Consider the following 20,613-nt stretch of genomic DNA (forward strand, 5'->3'; position numbering starts at 1 on the left):
TGCGGAGCTGAGTTCGCCGGCGGCCATCGGGCTCTCCGCGGTATCGGCTCTCATGCCGACCTCAACACCGACCAGGCCGGGCAGGAGCCCCGTTCGACCCCCGGAACGACTCAGGCCCCCTGTCCTTGATTTAGGAAGGGGGCCTGAGCTCTGTCGTCTTCAGCTCTGCCGAAGCTCCCGCGATAGGACTCGAACCTATAACCTGCCGGTTAACAGCCGGCTGCTCTGCCGTTGAGCTACGCGGGATTGAGTTGTTTGCCCACTTCGCCGGGGCCGTCGGGCCCCTTCGCTGTGCGCAGGAATAGATTAGCGCACTCCGGGAGTGCGTGTCGCATCGCGAGCGGGGTAGGCCCGGAGACAGCGGAGGTGGAAAATGCGTTATCGGATGACATTCGCTGTTGGTCTGGCCATCGGCTACGTGCTGGGCAGCCGGGCCGGCCGCGAACGGTATGAACAGATCAAGCGGACGGCCCAGCGCGTCGCCGACAACCCCCGGGTGCAGGAAGTGGCCGGGGTGGTCGGGGCGCAGGCGTCGAAGTTCGCCGGGATGGCCAGGACGAAGATGGGGGACACGCTGCAGCAGCGGATCCCGTTCCTCCACTCCGACGGGCACCAGCCCGAGACCGGCACCGGCTGGCCCGACGAGGACGCCGTGGACCAGAAGGCCCGCGAGAGCGGCATCCCCTACTGACGACGGGGCATGGGCGTGCGGAGGCCGAAGTCGCGTTCGACAAGTAACGTGCGCAGGCCGGAAGAGTCACACGCCCATGCTGCGCCGCACGCCCTCCAGGGCCTGCTCGGCCTGCGCGCGCAGGCCGGGGTCCTCGGGGTCGAGCCCGTCGTCGAAGACGAACGTCCACCCGAGCATCTCGCCGCCCGGCCGGCGCCGGGCCACCAGCCGCACCCCGCCCCTTCCGGGCAGGCTGACGTGCTTGTTCACCACGATCGTGGAGTTGACGCGCTCCCGCACGGTCTCGGGCAACATGCGCGGCTCGGAGATCCGCTCGAAGTGCCGGACGCCGTCCATGGTCAGCACGCGCACCCCCTCCTCGTCCCACGACGCCTTGTCGATGTGCTCGTACGGCACCCGCGTCCCGTCCGACAGGTGGAGCGCGAGGTTCGTGGCCACCACGAAACCGTCATTCGCCGCGGCGAAGGTCAGCACCCGCTCCCCCTGCTCGATGGTCAGGGACTTGCGCACGTCGGCGGGCAGGCGGTGGAAAAGGCTCATTCCACCACCGTATCGGCGAGCAGGTCGAGGGTGAGCGCCGCGCTCCACGAGAAGTCCCGGCAGCCGCGCCCGCTGCCGTCGAAGGGGTCGAAGCACTCGCGGAAACCGGCCTGCCGGACCAGCCGCAGGGTGCCGTTGGTGAGCTGCTGGCCGAGCTGGTCGAGCGAGTGCACGGCGGCGGCCCTGCGCAGCAGCCAGTTGGTGTTCACCCAGGAGGGGCCGCGCCAGTAGCGCGTACGGTCGAACTGGGCGGCGCGGATCTCGCAGCTCGGCACGGGATAGCCGGTGGCCCCCATGAACCTGGCCGACTCCAGCACCTCCACGGCGGCGTGCAGGCGGTCGGTGGGCAGCCCCGGGTCCAGCAGCGGCCCGAACGCGCCGACGGTGCACACCCGGATGAGCCGCCCCGCGCGCAGGTCCCTGGCGTAGAAGCAGCCGTCCCACAGGCGGTCGAGGAGGGCCTGCCGGATGCGCTCGGCGTGCTCGGCGATGGGCACGGGATCGGCGCCGGCCAGCGGCGCCAGCTCCGCCAGGGCCAGGCAGGAGGCCAGCCAGATCCCGTTGAACATGGGGTCCTCGATGGCGAACGGGTGCTCGTCGCGCAGGTATTCGGGGCTGTAGCCGGCGTCGCGGTAGCGCATGGCCAGCCAGACGTAGCGGTCGTGGTCGCTGTCGGGGTGGCGCTCCTCCATCTCGACGTTGCGGTAGCCGTACCGGATGACCGGCAGCGCGTTCAGCGGCTCGTCCCAGGCCGGGCTGTCGTCCATGCCCGACTCCCAGGGATGCACGATCGCGGCCAGTCCGGCGCCGCCCAGGTCGCGGGCCGAGGCGAGGTAGGCGTGCTGGGCGGCCAGCGCCGGGTACGCCTCCCTGACGAACGCGGCGTCGCCGGTGTGCCGGTAGAGCCACCACAGCGCCAGCGCGTGCAGCGGCGGCGCGGTGAGCCCGGATGTGAGCACGTGCGGCGCGGCGGCGTGCTCCTGCGATCGCCACACGGAGGGCCCCGGGAAGTACGCCTCGCGCGTGTGGAAGACGATGTGCGGCACCATCCCGGTCGCCCACTGCCCGCGCAGCAGGCTGAGCAGCTCGTCGCGGGCCCGGTCCGGCCGGTGCCTGGCCAGGCCGATGACGACGAACGCGGAGTCCCAGCTCCATTGGTGCGGATAGAGACCTGGTGCGGGCACGGTGCCAGTGCCTGTCCAGTTCGCCTCGAGCACGGCCAGCGCCTCACGCCCGAGCGCGGCATCGTCAACCGCCGGCCGCGCCTCCATCACCCAACTATGACTGGGGATGCCTCAGGAAGCTATGTCCTCTTGGCCCACTTCGACAGGAGCATGCCGCCCAGCGCCACGGCGCCGATGATGAGACCCCACTTGAGCAGCGTGAGGGCGAAGCCCACGAGGGGGCCGAGGAGTACGAGCGCGGCGACGACGGCCGCGATGATCAGAAGTATGCGTCCCATGCCTGCAACGCTAAGAGATCGTTAAGCCGTTTGCAGGCGAGGCGGGGTTGAATCAGGGACAAGTCAGGGGAACCCCCGAGCCAAAGGAACTAAAGCCCTCAGACCCGCCGTTGAGGCGGTATAACGGGGGCATCGGGGGGCCTCTTCACGGGGAGCGTGATGAGCCTGGGACCACCAATGAGCAGGGAAGGCGCGGAGCATGCGCTGCGCGCTCGAGCCGACGAACGCGATCGCATCTCCGGCGACCTGCTCGATCTCGAATCCCACACGACCTACCAGTTGTTGAAGGGAGCCTCCTTACGCGGGGCGACCGAACGGCGCTGGGCCGCGGCGCAGGAGTCCCTGGCCGGGCTGTGGTCGCTGTACGACGCCTACCGCGCGGTGCTGCGCGACGCCGAGCAGGTCAGGGCGGCCCGCACCCGGATGGGCGCCGACCAGCTCGCCCGGCTCACCGAGCTGCTGGTGGGCACGTCCGTGGTGGTGCGGGCGGCCACCAAGCCGGTCGAGCAGCGCTCGCTGATCCCCCAGGCCGACCAGCGGCTGACGCTCGACGAGACCGTGGCCCGGATGGACGCCGCCTTCCGCGAGGTCACGGCGACGCTCAACGACATCGACGCGGTGTGGAACGCCGTGCTGCCCCGCCTCGACGGCACCGACGCCGACCTGCGCCGGATCCGTGAGCTGGAGCGCGAGCTGGGCGAGGCCGCCGACCTGGGCGGCCAGGAGGCGGAGCTGAAGCGGCTGCGCGCGACGGTGGTCGAGGACCCGCTCGGCGCGGCCGTCGAGCAGGACCTCGACCGGCTGGCCCGCCTGCTGGCCGGCGCCCGCGCGGAGGCCGAGCTGGCGGTGGTGGTCAAGGGCGAGTACGCCAGGCGCCGCGAGGACCTGGTGGCCGCGCTGGACCGGGTGCGCGCGGCCGAGAGCGAGGCCAGGCTGGCCCACGGCGCGGTCGTGGTCAAGATCGCCCTGCCGCCCCAGGCCCAGCCGCGCAGCCGGGTCGACGCGCTGGCCGCCGGGCTGGACGCGCTCGACGCCTCGGCCGACGCCTGGGTGCTGCGGGCCAAGCGGCTGTCGGCGCTGGAGGGCGAGGCCCGCCAGGCGGCCGAGCAGGCCCAGGCCATCGCGAAGGCGCTGTACGGGCTGGTCGGCCGCCGTGACGAGCTGCGCGGGCGGCTCGGCGCCTGCCAGGTGATGGCGGTACGCAAGGGCCTGGCCGAGGACCCGGCCACATCGGAGCTGTACGAACGGGCGCGCGTGCTGTTGTGGAGCGCGCCCTGCGATCTGACGACGGCGGCCGCGGCCGTCGAGAACTACCAGCGCGCGATCCACGGAGGTAAGCGATGACCCGCTGCGCGCAGCCGGGCTGCACCGGGACGATCGAGGACGGCTACTGCGACCTCTGCGGCCACGCCGAGGTCTCACCACCCGTGCCCGCCCAGGTCCCCGCCCAGACGTCCACCCAGGCGTCCGGCCCGTCCTCGGAGCCCTTCCGGACCCAACCGGCGGGCAGGTCGATGAGCTCCCCGGCGAGCAGCGGCAGGTCGCGGGCGGGTGTGCTGGCCACCATCGCCGACCTGCCGTCGGTGCCCTACCGCGACCCGTCCACCGCCGTGATGGCCAACCCCGAGGTGCCCGAGGAGAAGAGGTACTGCGCCAACCCGGCGTGCGGGCAGCCGGTGGGGCGCTCCCGCGAAGGGCGGCCGGGGCTGACGGACGGGTTCTGCCCGCACTGCCGTACCCAGTTCTCCTTCACCCCCAAGCTGGGCAAGGACGACCTGGTGGCGGGCCAGTACCGGGTGCTGGGCTGCCTGGCGCACGGCGGTCTCGGCTGGATCTACCTGGCCTCCGACGAGAACCTCGACGGCCGGTGGGTGGTGCTCAAGGGCCTGCTCAACACCATGGACGCCGAGGCGCTGGCGGCGGCGGAGGCCGAGCGGAAGTTCCTGACCACGGTCGACCACCCCAACATCGTCAAGATCTTCAACTTCCAGCGCTCGGCCGGGCTCGGCTACATCGTCATGGAGTACGTCGGCGGCCAGTCGCTGCACGAGCTGCGCCGTCAGGGCCCGCTGCCGCTGCGCGAGGTCCTGCTGTACGGCCGGGAGATCCTCCAGGCGTTCGGCTACCTGCACGAGAACGGCCTGGTCTACTGCGACCTCAAGCCGGCGAACGTGATCAGGGTCGGCAGGCGGCTCAAGCTCATCGACCTGGGGGCCGTACAGCCTTTCGGCTCGCCGGTGGGCTCGTCGTGGGTCACGACCGGCTACCACGCGCCCGAGCTGAGCAGCCAGCCGTCGTCGGTGGCCTCCGACCTCTACACCGTGGCCAGGACGCTGGCGGTGCTGGCGACCTCGGGGTTCAGCCCGGCGTCGGGCGGGAAGGCCAACCCGCTGCCGGTGGACTGCGGGCACCCGTCGTTCACCCGGCTGCTGCGCAAGGCGACCGCGGCGAACCCGGCCGACAGGTTCCAGAGCGCGTGGGAGATGGAGGAGCAGCTCATCGGCGTGCTGCGCGAGGTCAGCGCGCTGGAGGACGGGGTGCCGTACCCGGCGCTCTCGACGCTGTTCGGACCGGAGCGCGGGGCGGTCGGGACCGCGCTGTCGGAGGACGGCGGCCAGGTGTTCGGGCCGCTCGACCCGGTGGCGGTGGCGGCCGCGCTGCCGGTGCCGCTGGTGGATCCGGCCGACCCGGCCGCCGGCTCGCTGGCCGGGCTGCTCGGCCGCGACGGCAGGGGGCTGATCGACCAGCTCGCCGCGCTGCCGCAGACTCCCGAGACGAAGCTGATGCGGGTCAGGCTGCTGGCCGAGGCGGGCGCGGCGGAGACGCCGGCCGCGCTGAACGAGCTGGACGGGGTGCTGCCGGGCGACTGGCGGGTCACCTGGTACCGCGGGGTGCACGCGCTGGCCACCGGGCAGGCTGACCAGGCGGTGTCGATGTTCGACGCCTGCCTGTCGCAGGTGCCCGGCGAGGCTGCGCCCAAGCTGGCGCTGGCGTTCGCGCTGGAATGCGCGGGCAAGCCGGCGACCTCCTGGTACGAGCTCGTCTGGCGCACCGACCGCTCCTACGTCAGCGCGGCGTTCGGGCTGGCCAGGCTGGGCCGGATGAGCGTGCTGGACGAGGTGCCCGCCTCGTCGGTCTACCGGGTGGCGGCGCAGGTGGCGCTGGCGGCCTCGGTGGCGCGGCGGCCCGACCCGGCCACGGCGACCCCCGACGACCTGATCCGCGCGGTCGACCGCGTGACCGGCCAGGGCGACCTCGACGCGCGCCGCCGCGACCTGCTCATCGCCGAGCTGCTGGAGTCGGCGGTGACGCACATCGGCGGGAGCCCGGTGCGGGCGAACCTGACGGTGGCCGGGGTGCCGTTCACCGAGCCGGCCCTGCGCCGGCGGCTGGAGGGCATCTACCGGAAGCTGGCCTCCGGCGCGCATTCACGCCAGGAGCGCCACGCGCTCATCGACCAGGCGAACGCCGTACGACCGAGGACGTGGTTGTGATGGACGGCCAGGACCTCACCCCCCGGGCGGCCTGCCCCGTGTGCGAGGCGCCCGTGCTGGCGGGCGACGTCTACTGCGAGGCGTGCGGCCACACCCTGGGCGCCCCGGCGTGCGCCTCCTGCGGCGCGGCGGCCGTCGACGCGGAGGGCTACTGCGAGCGGTGCGGCGCGCGCCAGCCCACCGGCCGGGACCATGCCGAGACGGTGCTGCCCGGCGGCGCGGCGGCGGTGACCGACAAGGGCCTGCGGCGCAGCCGCAACGAGGACGCGATGGCGTTGGTCGATGCGGACGGCTCGGTCGTGACCGTGGTGTGCGACGGCGTGGGCAGCTCGCCCAGGGCCGACGAGGCGTCCGCGGTGGCCGTCGAGACCGCGGTCGCGGCACTGGCCAGGGGGGTGCCGCAGCAGGAGGCGTTCGAGCTGGCGGGCCGGGCCGTGGCCAAGCTGGCGACCTCGGTGGACGACGCCCCGGCCTGCACGTACGTCTCCGCCGTGGTCGGCCGGGACGGCCGGGTCACGCTCGGCTGGGCCGGCGACACGCGTGCGTACCTGCTGCCCGGCGGCACCCTGCTGACCGAGGACGACGTGGTGGAGACCGGCGAGATCACCGCCTGGCTGGGCGCCGACGCCGGCGACGTCGGCCTGCACGTGCGCACCCTCGACCCGCAGGGCGCCGGGCTGCTGCTCGTCTGCAGCGACGGCCTGTGGCGCTATCTGGACGGCTACGCCTTCCCCGCCTCCGGCACCCCCATCGAGATGGCCCGCGAGATGCTGCGCCACGCGCTGGACTCCGGCGGCCAGGACAACGTGACGATTGCTTTGATCCCCCTAGGAGAGTCGCATGGGTGACCAGCCCGCTTTCACGCTGAACATCGACCAGAACAAGTACCTCCCCCTTGACGGCCGCGAGGTGCACGCGATCCTCACCGTCGGCTCGACCGGCGGCGCGACCGTCCAGGCGGCCCCCGCGGAGGCGGCCGAGGTGATCATCATTGACACGTCGGGCTCGATGAGCGGCAGCAAGATCCGCGAGGCCAGGCAGGCGGCCGCGACCGCCGTGCAGACCCTGCGCGACGGCGTCCACTTCGCGGTGATCGCCGGCACGGAGTCGGCCAGGGTCGTCTACCCCGGCGGCCATGCCAACCTGGTCAAGGCGAGCCCGGCCACCAGGGCCGAGGCCGAGCGGGCCATCAGCCGGCTGAGCGCGCACGGCGGCACCGCCATGGGCGAGTGGATCAAGCTGGCGGGCCACCTGCTGACCGCGCATCCCTCGGCGATCAGGCACGCGCTGCTCATGACCGACGGCCAGAACAACGAGCGCCCCGAGGTGTTCGCCTCGGTGCTGTCGGGGTGGAACGGCAAGTTCGTGGCCGACTGCCTGGGCGTCGGCGACGACTGGGTGCCGGCCGAGCTACGGAAGGTGGCCGAGGCGATGCTCGGCACGTTCGACTTCGTCCGTAACCAGGGGGATCTGCCGGAGTTCTTCCGCCGGCTCACGCAGACGTCGATGAGCAAGACCGTGGCCGAGCTGTCGCTGCGGGTGTGGGTGCCGCAGACCGCGACGCTGAAGTTCGTCAAGCAGGTCTCCCCCACGCTGCTCGACCTGACCGGCAAGCGTACCGACGTCAACCCGCTGACCGGCGACTACCCGACCGGGTCCTGGGGCGCGGAGGAGCGCGAATACCACGTCTGCGTGGAGGTGCCGCCGGGGCAGGTCGGGCAGGAGATCCGGGCCGGGTGGGTCAAGCTCGTACGCCCCGACACCCAGGAGGTCGTGGCCAGCGGCAACGTGCTGGCCCAGTGGACCGACGACCTGGCGGCGTCCACCCGCATCAACGGGAAGGTCGCCCACTACACCGGCCAGGCCGAGCTGCACGAGCTGATCCAGGACGGGCTCAGCGCCCGGGCCATGGGCGACGTCGACACCGCGACCGCCCGCCTGGCCAAGGCGCGGCGGATCGCCGCCGACTCGGGGCGCGAGGACACCGCCCGGTTGCTGGAGAAGGTGGTGGAGGTGGATCCGGCCACCGGCACGGCCCGGCTGCGCCGGAACGTGGACAAGGCCGACGAGATCGAGCTCGACACCGGCTCCGTGCGGACGAGCCGGTTGCGCAAGGAAGGAAGCTGATGGCGACCTGCCCGCAGGGGCATCCGTCGGGCGCCGACGACTACTGCGATGTCTGCGGCACCCAGATGGCCGGGACGCCCCAGCCCCACCCCCAGCCCTCGTCCCAGCCCCAGCCCCAGCCCCAGGCCCAGGCACAGGCCCACGCTCAGCCGCAGGCGGGCGCCGAGAGCTGCCCGATCTGCCAGACGCCGCGCGCCGGGCAGTTCTGCGAGGTGTGCGGCCACGACTACAGCGGCGCCGCCCCCGTCCAGATCCCCGTGACGGGCGCCCGGTGGGAGGCGGTCACCGCGGCCGACCGTACGTACTACGAGAAGGTCATCGCCGAGGGCGGGCCGGACGCCGACGCGGTGGCCTTCCCGCCGTACTGCCCGGAGCGGTCGTTCGCGCTGCACGGCGAGCAGGTGCGCATCGGGCGGCGCAGCCGGGCCAGGAACCTGGCGCCGGAGATCGACCTGACCGGGCCGCCGGAGGACCCGGGCGTCTCGCACCTGCACGCCGTGCTGCTGTCCCAGCCGGACGGCTCGTGGCTGGTGGTGGACCCCGGCTCGTCCAACGGCACCCAGGTGAACGGCCGGCCCCTCAAGGTGAACGTGCCCGTCCGGGTCGGCCCCGGCGACCGCATCCACCTGGGCGCGTGGACCGTCATCACCATCAGGGAGGGCACCCCGTGACCGTGGTGCAGACCCGGCCCGCCCCCGTGGCGGTGCGCCGGAGCGTGCCCGGCAGGATCCGCGTCATCTCCGGCGTCACGGTCGCCTCGCTGGCCCTGCTCTTCGCCGCGCTCGCCGTGGGCAGCGCGAGCGCCCGCGACGGGCTGCGGGTCATCGGCCGCGACGCCGGCCCGCAGGTGGTCGCCACCGCCGGGCTCTACCTCGCGCTGAGCGACATGGACGCGCAGGTGGCCAACGTGCTCGTGATGGGCCAGGCCTACCCGGAGCAACGCCGGGCCGCGCTCGCCCAGTACGCGGCGCAGCGGCGCGAGGCCAACCGGGCGCTGCTGAAGGCGTTCGAGCTGTCGGGCGACAACCAGGCGGAGCGCACGACCGTGCAGTCCGTGCTCGACGGGCTCGGCGAGTACGAGCGGCTGGCCGGGCAGGCGCTGCTGCTGGACGAGCGGTCGGGGCATGCGCCCGGGCCGCCGCCGCAGGAGGTGGTGCGGACCTACCGGCAGGCCACCGACCTGATGCGGCTGGTGCTGCTGCCGCAGGCGTACAACCTGACCCTGGAGAGCGGCACGATCGTGCGCGCCACCTACGACGAGAAGGCGGTGATCGTACCGCTCGTCCGGGTCGCGGTGCTGCTGGCCGGGCTGCTCGCCCTGGGGTGCCTGATCTGGCTGCAGGTCTTCCTGGCGCGGCGCTTCCGCCGGGTGTTCGGGCCCGCGCTGCTGGTCGCCACGGTGACGACCGCGGTGGCGCTGTTCTTCGGGCTGACCGTGCTCGCACAGGACGAGGACGCCCTGCGTACGGCCAAGGCGGCCGGGTTCGACTCGGTGCTGACCCTGGCCAAGGCCCGGGCGATCAGCAACAGCATGCAGGGCGACCAGAGCCGTTACCTGCTGGACAAGGAGCGGGCCGACACCTACGAGCACACGTTCCTGGACAAGTCGATGTCGGTCATCTACTACGACGCGGGCAACCTGCGGACCTACCACGAGGCGGTGGCCAAGGGGTCGAAGGACTTCCTCGGCATGCTGGGGCCGGAGATCGTCGGCAGGCAGGGAGAGGCGGTGTTCCAGGCGTACCGGGACTTCCAGAACGCCGACACCGCCTTCCGCGAGCTCGCCACGAGCGGCCGGACCGGCGAGGCGGTCGAGGCGCGGCTCAAGACGGTCACGACGGCGTTCGCCTCCTACGACCGGGCGCTGGTGGCGCTGGCGGACACGCACCAGAACGTGTTCCGGCGGGCGATCGAGACCGGCGAGGGCGCGCTGGACAACCTGTGGCGGCTGCTCCCCTACGCCATCGGCGCGATCGGGGTGCTGGTGATCGCCGGGGTGTGGCCACGACTCAAGGAGTACCGGTGAAGCGGGTGCTGGCGGTGGTGCTGGCCCTGGCCGCGATGGCGGTCACGGGCTGCGGGATGGGCGGGGACGAGTCGATCCTCGACAAGGACCGGCTCGTCATCGGGGTCCGCTCCGACCTGCCCTCGGTCGGGTTCCGCAAGTCCGACGGCACGTTCGAGGGCTTCGACGTGGACGTGGCCCGCTACGTCGCGGACAAGCTCGGCAAGGAGGCGACGTTCCTGGGCGTGCTGGCCGCCGACCGGGAGAAGGTGCTCGGCAACGGGCGGGCCGACCTGGTGGTGGCCACGTTCACGATCGACCAGGAACGCAAGCGGAGGGTGTTGTTCGCCGGGCCGTACCACATCTCCTACCAGGACATCCTGACCCGGCCCGGCGAGACGATCGCGAACGTGCGCGACCTCGAGGGCCGCAGGATCTGCGAGGTCAAGGGCTCGAACGCGGCCCAGCGGGTCGTGGCGGAGCGGGGGGTGGCGGCGCAGGTCGTGCCGTTCCCCGACTACAAGCAGTGCCTGGCGGCGCTGAAGGGCCGCCAGGTGGACGCGGTCACCACCAACGACGTCATCCTGGCCGGCCTGGCCGAGCAGGACGGCTCGGGGCTGCGGCTGGCCAACGCGCAGTTCAACGAGCAGCGCAGCGGGATCGGGATGGCCAGGGGCGACGTGCCCGGGTGCGAGGCGGTGAACCGGGCGATCACCGACATGTACCAGGACGGGACGGCGGAGAAGCTGCTGCGCAAGTGGTTCACCAGGTCGGGGCTGAAGTTCACCACGATCGCGGTGCCGCAGTTCGAGGGCTGCTCCTGAGAACGACGCCGACCCGGGCGGCTAGGTGCCACCCGGGCCGGCGTCCACGTGCTTCGCGGGGTCAGTCCAGGTAGTCCCGCAACATCTGCGCGCGCGTCGGGTGGCGGAGCTTGGCCAGCGTCTTCGACTCGATCTGGCGGATGCGCTCCCGCGTGACGCCGAACTCCCTGCCCACCTCCTCCAGCGTGCGCGGATGCCCGTCGGCCAGGCCGAAGCGGAGCTGGATGATGCGCTGCTCGCGGTCGGACAGCGTGGCGAGGATGTCGTCGAGCTGGTCCTGCAGCATGATGAAGGCCGCGGCCTCCATGGGCACGACAGCGTCGGCATCCTCGATGAAGTCTCCGAGGTCGGAGTCCTCCTCGCCGATCGGCGACTGCAGCGACACGGGCTCCTGGGCGATGCGCTGGATCTCCACCACGCGATCGACAGGGAGATCCATCTCCTTGGCGATCTCCTCGGGGATCGGCTCGCGGCCGAGGTCCTGGTGGAGCTGGCGCTGCACCCTGACGAGCTTGTTGATGGTCTCCACCATGTGCACCGGGATGCGGATCGTACGAGCCTGGTCGGCGATCGCCCGGGTGATCGCCTGTCTGATCCACCAGGTGGCGTAGGTGGAGAACTTGTAGCCCTTCGTGTAGTCGAACTTCTCGACCGCCCGGATGAGCCCGAGGTTGCCCTCCTGGATCAGGTCCAGGAACAACATTCCGCGGCCCACGTACCGCTTGGCGATCGACACCACGAGCCTGAGGTTGGCTTCGATGAGCCGCTGTTTGGCTCGGGTGCCCTGCCAGACGAGCTCCCTGAACTCCGGGAAGGCCAGACGCGAGACCCCGTTGGCCAGCTTGTCCTCGGCGAACAGGCCGGCTTCGATCGACTTGGCGAGCTCCACCTCCTCCTCGGCGGTCAGCAGTGGCACACGGCCGATCTCCCGCAGATAAATACGGACAAGATCGCTGGTCGGCGCCCGCTTGCCTACGTCTTCCTCATCGGCGCGGGTGGACTCCTCGTCGCCCTGGGGCTCGAGGACCTCCACGCCGTTCTCGGCGAGCATCCGCACGACGCGTTCCAGCGCGTCGGACGGCAACTCTGATCGGTCAAGCGCGGCTGCGACGTCATCGACGGTTACGCTTCCGCGCTCCCTTCCCTTCGCGACGAGGTCCGCCACCTGATCTACCGATGGCGGCCCGCTTGGCAGCACCGATGCACCCACGGGAGACAGTCTGCAGTATTGGTTCCATCAAATGGCAGACCCATTTTTGTCACCGAAGGTAAGACGATCGTCCTTACCGAATTGAGATCGCTATAAGGTTTAGCCCGAGTTTGATCAGGAAAGTAAAGTCAATTACGCGGTCTGGATTCACGCGCCCGGCGACGCTCTCAGGTCGGACGCAACTCTTTCGCTGCCCGGATGGCGTTGTCCTCCCGCTTTGTCGCATGTTGGACCGCACCAAATTTCCTGGTCAACCACCCTGGTTTGCCGCTTGCGATCGCCGCCGAACTGTTACCAACGGGCGGCGGGATGCACCCCGCGGGCGGGGTGCCGCGCTCCGCCACGTCGCGGCCCACGCGCTCACCGTGACCGGGCGCGGGGCCGATGTGCCGGGGGCAGGCGCCGCCCTCGCCCCGGCGGGAGGTCAGCTTCCGGCGGCGCGGTCGCGCAGGACCCGGCGCTGCTGCTCCAGCGCCACCAGCTCCCCGAACAGCTTGTTGTACTCCTGCTGCTCCTCCACCGGATTCAGCCGCTGGATCCGCGACTTCACCTGCGCGATGGCCCGATCCACCGCGATGGCCTCGATGGCCGCCAGCATCGCCCCGGCATAGCGCTCCTCGGCGTGGGCGTCGGCCTGGATCGGCTCCACCGCGAACCGGGTCACCAGCCCCCGCGCCCCCTCCTCGTGCGCGTGCTCCAGCAGCCGGTCCACCCACTCGCGCCCGCCGTGCCCGGCCGCCGTGAGGCCGCCGGCCGCGGTGATCACCTTGTGCAGGGCGACGTGGTCGGGAGCCGTGAAGGCCTGCGGGTCGAGCGCGTCGAAGCGGGGCCCGAGCAGAGCCGGGCGCTGCACGGCCAGTTTGAGCAGCTCACCCTCCACGCGCACGCTCGGGTCGAGCGGCGCCGCCTGGGGGGCGCGCTGGCGGCGGCCCTGCTGGGCGCCGGACACCTCGGAGATGCGCTGCATGACGAACCGCTCGTCCATGAACCCCAGCCACCGGTCCAGGTCGATGGCGTAGCGCTTACGCAGCCCCACGTCCTTGATCCCGGCCACGATCGGCGCGGCGGCGTCGAGGGCGGCGATCTTGCCTTCGTTGCTGCGCAGGTCGTAGCGGGAGATCGTGCTCCTGATCGCGAACTGGAACAGCGGCTCCCGGCTCGCGATCAGATCCCGCACGGCCGCGTCGCCCTGCTTGATGCGCAGATCGCACGGGTCGAGCCCGTCGCTCTGCACCGCCACGTAGGTCTGCGTGACGAACTTCTGCTCGTCGGCGAACGCCCGCAGCGCCGCCTTCTGCCCCGCCGCGTCGCCGTCGAAGGTGAAGATGACCTCCCCCCGGAACTCGGCCTGGTCGAGCAGGAACCGCCGCAGGATCTTGATGTGCTCCTCGCCGAACGAGGTGCCGCAGGTGGCCACGGCGGTCGGCACCCCGGCGAGATGGCAGGCCATCACGTCGGTGTATCCCTCGACGATCACCGCCTGCGCCCGCTTGGAGATCTCCCGTTTCGCAAGATCAATGCCATAAAGCACCTGGCTCTTCTTGTAAAGCGGCGAGTCAGGCGTATTCAGATATTTCGGGCCATCATCGGAATCAAGCAACTTCCGTGCACCAAAGCCGATCACATCGCCCGTAGCATCCCGGATAGGCCAGATCAGCCGCCCCCGGAACCGGTCGATCGGCCCCCGCCGCCCCTCCTTGACCAGCCCGCCCTTCACCAGTTCGTCGGCGCTGAAGCCGCGCCCCAGGAGATGGCGGCTGAGCGCCTCCCACTCGGCGGGCGCGTAGCCGACCCCGAACATCTCCGCGTCGGCCCGCTCGAACCCGCGCTCCGACAGGAACCGCCGCCCGGGCGCCGCGTCGGGCGCCATCAGCTTGTCGGCGTAGAACTCGGCCGCCACCCGGTGCGCCTCGATCAGCCTGGCCCGCTCGCCGTGGTCGCGCCTGGGAACGTAGCCGCCCTGCTCGTACTGGAGTTGGATCCCGGCCCGCTGCGCCAGCCGCTCGACGGCCTCGCCGAACGACAGGTGCTCGATCTTCTCGACGAACGTGATCACGTCGCCGCCTTCGGAACAGCCGAAGCAGAAGAACATCCCGCGCTCGGGGGTGACGTTGAACGACGGGCTCTTCTCGTCGTGGAACGGGCACAACCCCTTGAGGTTGCCGCCTCCGGCGTTGCGCAACTGGATGTGCTCGCCGATCACGTCGGCGATGGGTGAACGCTCGCGTACGAGCGCGATGTCGACATCACGGATCCGGCCAGCCACGCCGGTGAGTCTATTCGGCCCCACCGACGGTTCCCGCCTCCTCGGGTGTCCCCGGCATGGGAAGCGGGGAGGAAGGCGAGGGTTACCTCTGGGCTGCTAAAGGGGGAAAGCGGTTATGCGAGGTCCGCCGGTCGGCTACAAAGGTAAAGGTTGTCGGTGGAAACGGTGACACGGGTGGAGATCATGCGATCGGGGCATATCGGACGATGGGCGGCCGTCACGGGCGCCGTGCTGCTGACCGCTGCCTGCACCCAGACGACAGGACTGGCGGGGGTCAGCGCCGGCTCGCCCACCACGGCCCCGATCACGGGCACCCCGGCGGTCACCGCCACGATCCCCAGCCCGACCCCCGAGCACCAGGCGGCCGAGCAGCCGCCCGCGGGCGAGGACCCGGTCAAGGTGCCGCCGCCGAAGCTGTCGAAACACACCTACACGTTCCCCGTGAAGGACTGCAAGACGACCTACCAGCGCAAGCTGCTCGTGCTGCCCAAGACGACGATCTGGGCCGGTCAGGGGTGCGCGTTCGTGGCGCCCGTCGACGGGGTCGTGGACGAGGTGAACCTGCAGAACCGGTGGAGCCCCGCCACGGACGCGGGGGCCGACCGCGAGGGCAGGTTCGTCACCATCATCGGTGACGACGGCGTCCGCTACCTCGGCGGCCACCTCGACTCGGTGGCCGACGGCATCAGGCCGGGCGTCCGGGTCAAGGGGGGCCAGCTGCTCGGCCGGGTGGGCACGACGGGCAACGCCCGCGACACCGGGCCGAACCTCTACTTCGCGATCTCGTGGAAGACCGGCCCGGCCTTCTGGTGGGTACGCCGGGGCATGGTCAAGCCGTGGGACTACCTCGACGCCTGGCAGAAGGGCAACCGTACGCTCTCCCCCAGGGAGGAGACGCTGGAGCTGCGCGGCAAGCTCGGCGAGACACCGAGGTGCACGGTGCAGTGCACGTCGAAGAAGGTGCCGCAGGCCAGCAAGACCCCGCGGCCCCAGACCACCAAGAAGCAGGACGACGACGGTGTCGTCACCGTCACCCCGTCGATAGCTCCTTTTGGTCAACGATGACGCCCGACTTGATGAGCTCCTGGATCTCGTCGACGACGTCCCAGACGTTGACGTTCATGCCGGCGACCACCCGGCCGCCGCGCAGCCAGTAGGCGATGAACTCCAGGCTCTCGGGGTCACCCCGGTAGACGATCTCGTCGTGGCCCTCGATGTCGCCGGAGAACTCCATGCCCAGGTCGTACTGGTCGGTGAAGAAGTACGGGAGCATGTCGTGGGCCACGTCCTGGCCGAGCATGGACCTGGCGGCGACCGGGCCGCCGTGCAGGGCGTTGGCCCAGTGCTCCACCCGGATGCGGCGGTCGTACGACGGGTGGAAGAACTCCGCGACGTCGCCCGCCGCGAACACGTCGGGGTGCGAGGTGCGCAGGGCGGCGTCCGTGAGGATGCCCTGGCCGACGTCGAGCCCGGCGTCGCGGGCGAGCCAGACCTCCGGCGCGGCGCCGATGCCGACCACGACGAGGTCGGCGGTCAGCCGCTCGCCGGAGCTGAGCCGCACGCCGGTCTCGGTGATCTCCGCGGCGGCCGTGCCGAAGCGCAGCTCCACGCCCTTGCTCGCGTGCAGGCGGGCGAACAGGCCGCCCAGCTCGGGGCCGAGCGCCCGGTTGAGCGCCGTGGGCTCGGGCTCGACGACGGTGACCTCGCAGCCGGCCGTACGCGCCGCCGCGGCCGTCTCCAGCCCGATCCAGGACGCGCCGACGACGAGCACCGAGGAGCCCTCGGTGAAGCGGGCCTTGAGCGCCTCGCTGTCCTCGACGGTACGCAGGTAGTACGCGGGCCCGGGCAGGCGTCTGGGCACCGCGCCGGTCGCGACGAGCAACTTGTCGTACGGCTGGCGCGACCCGTCCCCGAGCCGGACCAGGTGATGATCTAGCTCGATCCGCGTGACCCGCAGGCCGAGCCGCAGATCCACGCCGTTGTCCGCGTACCAGTCGGGGGCGTGGACGAAGATGCCGTCCCGCTCGCTCCTGCCCTGGAGATAGTCCTTGGACAGGGGAGGTCTCTCGTAGGGCCGTTCGGTCTCCGCGCCGATGAGCACGATCTCTCCGTCGAAGCCCTCCTCGCGCAGCGTCTGCGCTGCCTTGGCTCCGGCCAGCCCGGCTCCGACGATCACAAATGTGGCCATGGGCGCAGTATCCGCCCACTGAGGTCGTCGGGAAAGCCGGTTGTGTCAGGCGACCTGGCTCGTTGACGAACCTTTGGTCAGCGGGAGAGCCTCCGGTGCCAGGCCACCGCCGAGGTGTCGGTGAGCGAGGCGATCTGGTCGATCACCACGCGTACGCGGGCGGCGTCGTCCCTGGCCTCCAGGAAGGCCGGCCGGAAGGCGGGCTCCAGCGTGCCGGGGGCGCCGAGGGTGATCAGGGAGGCCAGCTCGGTGATGAGGTCGCGCTGCCTGGCCTGGTTGGCGTTGTGGTCCTTGGTGGTCATGACGTAGTGGGCGGTGACGCCCTTGAGCAGCGCGCACTCCAGCCTGGTGGCGTGCGGGACGACCAGGTCGGCGCGGTGGCGGGAGCCGTACACCTCCTTGGTGGCGGTCTGCGCGGACTGGCAGAAGCGGCCGATGAGGCCGCTGGTGAGCGCCTTGAGGCCGGCCAGGTCGGCGAGCGTGGCCTCGAAGCGGCGGGGCCAGAGCGGGTCGGCGATCAGCTTGGCGAAGACCTCCTCCAGCTCGTTCGGGTCGGCGCCGGGGGCGTACCAGGTGCGGGTGATCTCGCACACCTGGGTGCGCTCGACGGGCGACTGGAGCGCCTCCGGGGTGACGTGGCCGGAGTGCAGGGCGTCCTCGAGGTCGTGTACGGAGTAGGCGACGTCGTCGGCCCAGTCCATGATCTGCGCCTCGAAGCTCACCCGTCCTTCCGGCGCCCCTTCCCTGATCCACTCGAACACCGGCAGGTCGTCGTCGTACACGCCGAACTTGGCCGCCTTGTCGCACGTCCACGGGTACTTGATGGAGGCGTCGAGCGCGGCGCGCGTCAGGTTGAGGCCCGCGCTGCGGCCGTCCTCGGTGAGCACCTTGGCCTCGAGCCGGGTGAGCAGGCGCAGGCTCTGCGCGTTGCCCTCGAAGCCGCCGCACGACGACGACAGCGCGTTGAGCGCCACCTCCCCGTTGTGCCCGAACGGCGGATGCCCCAGGTCGTGGGCCAGGCAGGCGGTCTCCACCAGGTCGGGGTCGACACCGAGGGTGGCGCCCATCTCACGGCCCACCTGGGCGCATTCGAGAGAGTGGGTCAGCCGGGTGCGGGGGATGTGCTGGCCGCCGCCGAGCGTCTCTCCGGGGCCCACGACCTGCGTCTTCGCCGCCAGTCTGCGGAGTGCGGCGCTGTGCAGGACACGGGCGCGGTCGCGTTCGAACGCGGCGCGTTCCGGATTGCCGGGAAGTTCCGGAACCCAACGCTCTTGGTCATGCTCGTCGTAATACGGCATCTGTGAAGTGATTTTATCCAGTTTCATGTCTCCGCTAGTGTCAAGCCTCGCGAGAACCCCTTCCCCGGGAGCCCTCCCCCATGACGACAGCGTTCCGAGCAGTGCTGGCTTTTACCCTGCTCGCCGGCTTCTACGTGCTGGTCGGCCTCATCCTGGCCACCGCGATCTTCATCGACGTCATGCTCCTCGTCGACTTCCACGCCAACACGATCAAGTTCGCCATCGTGCTCACGCTGGCGGCTGGCGCGCTGGTCCGGGCCCTGATCATGGTCAGCCGCCGCCGGAACGGCGAGCAGCCCGGCGTGCCGGTCGGGCGCGAGCACGAGCCGGTGCTGTGGCAGACGGTCGAGGAGCTCGCCCACCGCGTGCGCACGGCCCCGCCGGACGAGATCCGCCTGGTCGCGGAGGTGAACGCGGCCGTGTCGGAGGACACGCGGTGGCTGGGGCTGAGGGCGACGCGGCGGCGGATGTTCATCGGGCTGCCGCTGCTGCAGACGCTCACGGTGGACGAGATGCGCGCGGTGCTCGGGCACGAGCTGGGGCACTACAGCGGCGCGCACACCCGCCTGGGGGCGCCGGTCTACCGGGGCCGCGTCTCGCTCATCGCCACCGTCCGGAGCCTGGGCAACCACCCGTTCATCCAGCGCCTGTTCACCTGGTACGCCAAGCTCTACCTCCGGGTCTCGCAGGCCGTCTCCCGCAAGCAGGAGCTGGAGGCCGACCAGCTCGCCGTCGCGATCGGCGGCCGGCAGGCCATGGCCGGCGCCCTGCGCAAGATCCACTCCACCGCGGTGGGCTGGGACCTGTACGTCAACAACTACCTGGCCTTGACGGGCGCGGGCGGGACCAGGCCGGCGGCGGTGTTCGGGGGCTTCCACGCGCTCATGAGCGACCCCGACCGCCAGGCCGAGCTCGCCAGGCTGAGCGAGCAGCCGGAGGAGGTCTCCCCGTACGACTCCCACCCGAGCCTGCTCGAGCGCCTCACGGCGATCGAGCACCTGCCGGAGCCGCAGCACGTGCCGGACCCGCGCTCGGCCCTGACGCTGCTGCTCGACGCGAACGTGGCCGTGCAGGCGGTCGAGCAGTCGATGTGGTCGCCGGAGGCGCTGGCGACGCTGCGGCCGGTGCCGTGGGAGGAGCTGATCGCGCACGGCATGTACGCCGGCCGCAACGCCGACGCCCTGCACGACCTGGCGGTGGCCGGGCAGCAGGTGATGGGGGCCTCGCGGCCGTACCTGGACGCGGCGTTCGAGGCCATCGCACGGGGGCGCCAGGCCGAGCTGGAGGCGCAGCTGCTGGAGCACGGCTGGAGCCCGTCGGAGACGCTGCTGGCCGGGGTGCTGGGGCAGGCGCTGGAGGCGGTGCTCATCCAGCTCGGCGAGGCCAGGTGGACGCTGTCCTGGTCGGGGCCGGCGCGGCTGCTGTTCGACGACGGGGAGGAGGTGGCGCTGTCGGAGTACGCGGCCCAGGTGGCGGCCAACCCGGCGGCGGTGGGCGGGCTGCGGCGATGGCTGGGCGACCACGGGATGCGCCACGACTACGTCCCGATCGAGCAGGCCGCCCCCGCGGCGGTGCCCGCGCTGCAGGCCGGCCCGGCGGTGGCACACTAGGCAAGCGCGCGTCCCAGGGCGGCAGGGGCGCAGTGGGGGGCGAGCGCGCGTCCCAGGGCGGCGGTGGCGCACTAGGCGAGGGCGCGTTCGAGGTCGGCGCGGTGCTGGGTGACCCAGTCGTGGGCGGCCCGGACCTGCGCGACCACGCCGTCCGCGCGCAGCCTGACCGCGTGCGGCAGGCCGGCCGCCGCGTCGGCCTCGATGCCGCGCCGGCACCGGTCCTGCCACCACAGGACCGTCTCCACCACCTCGCCCCGCTCCGCCAGGCCGTAGGCGTCGCAGATCACCCGCACCCTCCGGGCCGCCGCGCCCGGCTCCGCGCCGGGCCGCAGGGCGGCGTACTGCCAGCAGACGTGCGCCACGTCGTGGATCCGCCGCCCCGGGCCCGCGATGTCCCAGTCGATGAACGCGACCGGGCGCAGCCCTGACCCTTCGTCCCGGTAGACGGTGTTCTTCGGGGAGAGGTCGTTGTGGCAGACGACCTCTCCGTCGCCGGCCGGCGGCGTGCCGGCGGTCAGGTCGTGGAACTCGCGCACCAGCTCGGCGACCCGCGCCAGGCTCTCGTCGGAGGCGACGGCGTCCGGCTGGACCTCCTCCCAGGCCACGTGGCCGTCCACGTAGCTCAGGATCTCCCGCCCCCGCTCGTCGGAGCCGAGGAAGCGCGGCGCGCCCGGCCAGCCCGCCCGCTCGAACAGGCCGAGCAGGTCATGCACGAACGCGGCCCGTCGCGCGGGCGGGCGGCGGACGGTGTCACCGACGCGGACGACGGCGTTCACGAACCCGCCGGGGAGGTGCGTTTCGGTCATGTGCACCAGCTTGCCCGATCCGCGAGGCCCCCTGATGACGCAATGTTCACGGAAAGTGACTCTATGACATCCGAGCCGAACGGGCATCCGAG

The 20,613-nt window shown here is 71.5% G+C and carries 18 protein-coding genes and 1 tRNA gene; 10 read left to right on the forward strand and 9 right to left on the reverse strand.

Translation table 11 applies throughout. The annotated features are described in order from the left end of the window. Positions 1 to 174 precede the first annotated feature (174 nt). A tRNA-Asn gene (locus tag ACBJ59_RS20605) sits at positions 175 to 246 on the reverse strand. 127 nt (positions 247 to 373) lie between these two features. Between ACBJ59_RS20605 and ACBJ59_RS20610 the strand changes: the two genes are divergently transcribed. After that, the gene (locus tag ACBJ59_RS20610) at positions 374 to 691 is read left to right on the forward strand and encodes a YtxH domain-containing protein (RefSeq protein WP_364134243.1); all 318 of its coding nucleotides are present in this window, start codon (positions 374 to 376) and stop codon (positions 689 to 691) included. A 66-nt stretch (positions 692 to 757) separates the two neighbouring features. Here ACBJ59_RS20610 and ACBJ59_RS20615 read toward each other — a convergent pair whose 3' ends face one another. The 3 genes from ACBJ59_RS20615 to ACBJ59_RS20625 are packed head-to-tail and all read right to left on the reverse strand — an operon-like array spanning position 758 to position 2,693. Beyond that, the gene (locus ACBJ59_RS20615; RefSeq protein WP_375111831.1) at positions 758 to 1,231 is read right to left on the reverse strand and encodes a hypothetical protein; all 474 of its coding nucleotides are present in this window, start codon (positions 1,229 to 1,231) and stop codon (positions 758 to 760) included. After that, the gene (locus ACBJ59_RS20620) at positions 1,228 to 2,502 is read right to left on the reverse strand and encodes an amylo-alpha-1,6-glucosidase (RefSeq protein ID WP_375111832.1); all 1,275 of its coding nucleotides are present in this window, start codon (positions 2,500 to 2,502) and stop codon (positions 1,228 to 1,230) included. The genes ACBJ59_RS20615 and ACBJ59_RS20620 overlap by 4 nt, the downstream gene beginning before the upstream one ends. 32 nt (positions 2,503 to 2,534) lie before the next feature. Beyond that, complete coding sequence (locus ACBJ59_RS20625) at positions 2,535 to 2,693, reverse strand: hypothetical protein (protein WP_375111833.1); 159 nt, start codon at positions 2,691 to 2,693, stop codon at positions 2,535 to 2,537. A 177-nt stretch (positions 2,694 to 2,870) separates the two neighbouring features. On the opposite strand from ACBJ59_RS20625, the gene ACBJ59_RS20630 reads away from it, so the two are divergent. From ACBJ59_RS20630 to ACBJ59_RS20660, 7 genes are read left to right on the forward strand one after another with little or no spacing between them, the layout of a single operon-like run. Next, entirely contained in the window at positions 2,871 to 4,037 is a 1,167-nt protein-coding gene (locus tag ACBJ59_RS20630) for a hypothetical protein (RefSeq protein ID WP_375111834.1), read from the forward strand. After that, positions 4,034 to 6,187, forward strand: a complete 2,154-nt coding sequence (locus ACBJ59_RS20635; RefSeq protein WP_375111835.1) for a tetratricopeptide repeat protein — start codon at positions 4,034 to 4,036, stop codon at positions 6,185 to 6,187. Before ACBJ59_RS20630 ends, ACBJ59_RS20635 begins: the two co-directional genes overlap by 4 nt. Continuing rightward, positions 6,187 to 7,035 (forward strand): PP2C family serine/threonine-protein phosphatase, encoded by an 849-nt coding sequence (locus ACBJ59_RS20640; protein WP_375111986.1) that lies wholly within the window; start codon positions 6,187 to 6,189, stop codon positions 7,033 to 7,035. The genes ACBJ59_RS20635 and ACBJ59_RS20640 overlap by 1 nt, the downstream gene beginning before the upstream one ends. Continuing rightward, the gene (locus ACBJ59_RS20645) at positions 7,028 to 8,314 is read left to right on the forward strand and encodes a VWA domain-containing protein (protein ID WP_375111836.1); all 1,287 of its coding nucleotides are present in this window, start codon (positions 7,028 to 7,030) and stop codon (positions 8,312 to 8,314) included. Before ACBJ59_RS20640 ends, ACBJ59_RS20645 begins: the two co-directional genes overlap by 8 nt. Next, the gene (locus ACBJ59_RS20650; RefSeq protein ID WP_375111837.1) at positions 8,314 to 8,985 is read left to right on the forward strand and encodes an FHA domain-containing protein; all 672 of its coding nucleotides are present in this window, start codon (positions 8,314 to 8,316) and stop codon (positions 8,983 to 8,985) included. The genes ACBJ59_RS20645 and ACBJ59_RS20650 overlap by 1 nt, the downstream gene beginning before the upstream one ends. Further along, the gene (locus ACBJ59_RS20655) at positions 8,982 to 10,340 is read left to right on the forward strand and encodes a hypothetical protein (protein ID WP_375111838.1); all 1,359 of its coding nucleotides are present in this window, start codon (positions 8,982 to 8,984) and stop codon (positions 10,338 to 10,340) included. Before ACBJ59_RS20650 ends, ACBJ59_RS20655 begins: the two co-directional genes overlap by 4 nt. Beyond that, positions 10,337 to 11,143, forward strand: coding sequence for a transporter substrate-binding domain-containing protein (locus tag ACBJ59_RS20660; RefSeq protein ID WP_375111839.1), 807 nt, complete (start codon positions 10,337 to 10,339; stop codon positions 11,141 to 11,143). Before ACBJ59_RS20655 ends, ACBJ59_RS20660 begins: the two co-directional genes overlap by 4 nt. A gap of 61 nt (positions 11,144 to 11,204) precedes the next feature. Here ACBJ59_RS20660 and rpoD read toward each other — a convergent pair whose 3' ends face one another. After that, positions 11,205 to 12,308: an RNA polymerase sigma factor RpoD gene (gene rpoD / locus ACBJ59_RS20665; protein ID WP_241563834.1), complete on the reverse strand. Its 1,104-nt coding sequence runs from the start codon at positions 12,306 to 12,308 to the stop codon at positions 11,205 to 11,207. Positions 12,309 to 12,777: 469 nt separating this feature from the next. Beyond that, positions 12,778 to 14,619, reverse strand: coding sequence for a DNA primase (gene dnaG, locus ACBJ59_RS20670; RefSeq protein ID WP_375111840.1), 1,842 nt, complete (start codon positions 14,617 to 14,619; stop codon positions 12,778 to 12,780). 183 nt (positions 14,620 to 14,802) lie between these two features. Between dnaG and ACBJ59_RS20675 the strand changes: the two genes are divergently transcribed. Further along, positions 14,803 to 15,684: a M23 family metallopeptidase gene (locus ACBJ59_RS20675; RefSeq protein WP_375111841.1), complete on the forward strand. Its 882-nt coding sequence runs from the start codon at positions 14,803 to 14,805 to the stop codon at positions 15,682 to 15,684. Here the strand turns inward: ACBJ59_RS20675 and ACBJ59_RS20680 are convergent. Together ACBJ59_RS20680 and ACBJ59_RS20685 are read right to left on the reverse strand one after the other, a co-directional pair. Continuing rightward, positions 15,650 to 16,807 (reverse strand): NAD(P)/FAD-dependent oxidoreductase, encoded by a 1,158-nt coding sequence (locus ACBJ59_RS20680; RefSeq protein ID WP_375111842.1) that lies wholly within the window; start codon positions 16,805 to 16,807, stop codon positions 15,650 to 15,652. The genes ACBJ59_RS20675 and ACBJ59_RS20680 overlap by 35 nt on opposite strands. A 77-nt stretch (positions 16,808 to 16,884) precedes the next feature. After that, a complete protein-coding gene (locus tag ACBJ59_RS20685) occupies positions 16,885 to 18,105 on the reverse strand; it encodes a deoxyguanosinetriphosphate triphosphohydrolase (protein WP_375111843.1) in 1,221 nt (406 codons plus the stop codon). Between the two features lie 80 nt (positions 18,106 to 18,185). Between ACBJ59_RS20685 and ACBJ59_RS20690 the strand changes: the two genes are divergently transcribed. After that, positions 18,186 to 19,715 carry a M48 family metallopeptidase gene (locus ACBJ59_RS20690; protein ID WP_375111844.1) on the forward strand — a complete coding sequence of 510 codons (1,530 nt, stop codon included), beginning with the start codon at positions 18,186 to 18,188 and terminating at the stop codon, positions 19,713 to 19,715. Between the two features lie 71 nt (positions 19,716 to 19,786). Here ACBJ59_RS20690 and ACBJ59_RS20695 read toward each other — a convergent pair whose 3' ends face one another. Then, positions 19,787 to 20,521 (reverse strand): phosphotransferase, encoded by a 735-nt coding sequence (locus tag ACBJ59_RS20695; protein ID WP_375111845.1) that lies wholly within the window; start codon positions 20,519 to 20,521, stop codon positions 19,787 to 19,789. Positions 20,522 to 20,613 lie beyond the last annotated feature (92 nt).

The sequence above is a fragment of the Nonomuraea sp. MTCD27 genome, assembly GCF_041950495.1.
In the GTDB taxonomy this organism is placed as follows: Bacteria; Actinomycetota; Actinomycetes; order Streptosporangiales; family Streptosporangiaceae; genus Nonomuraea.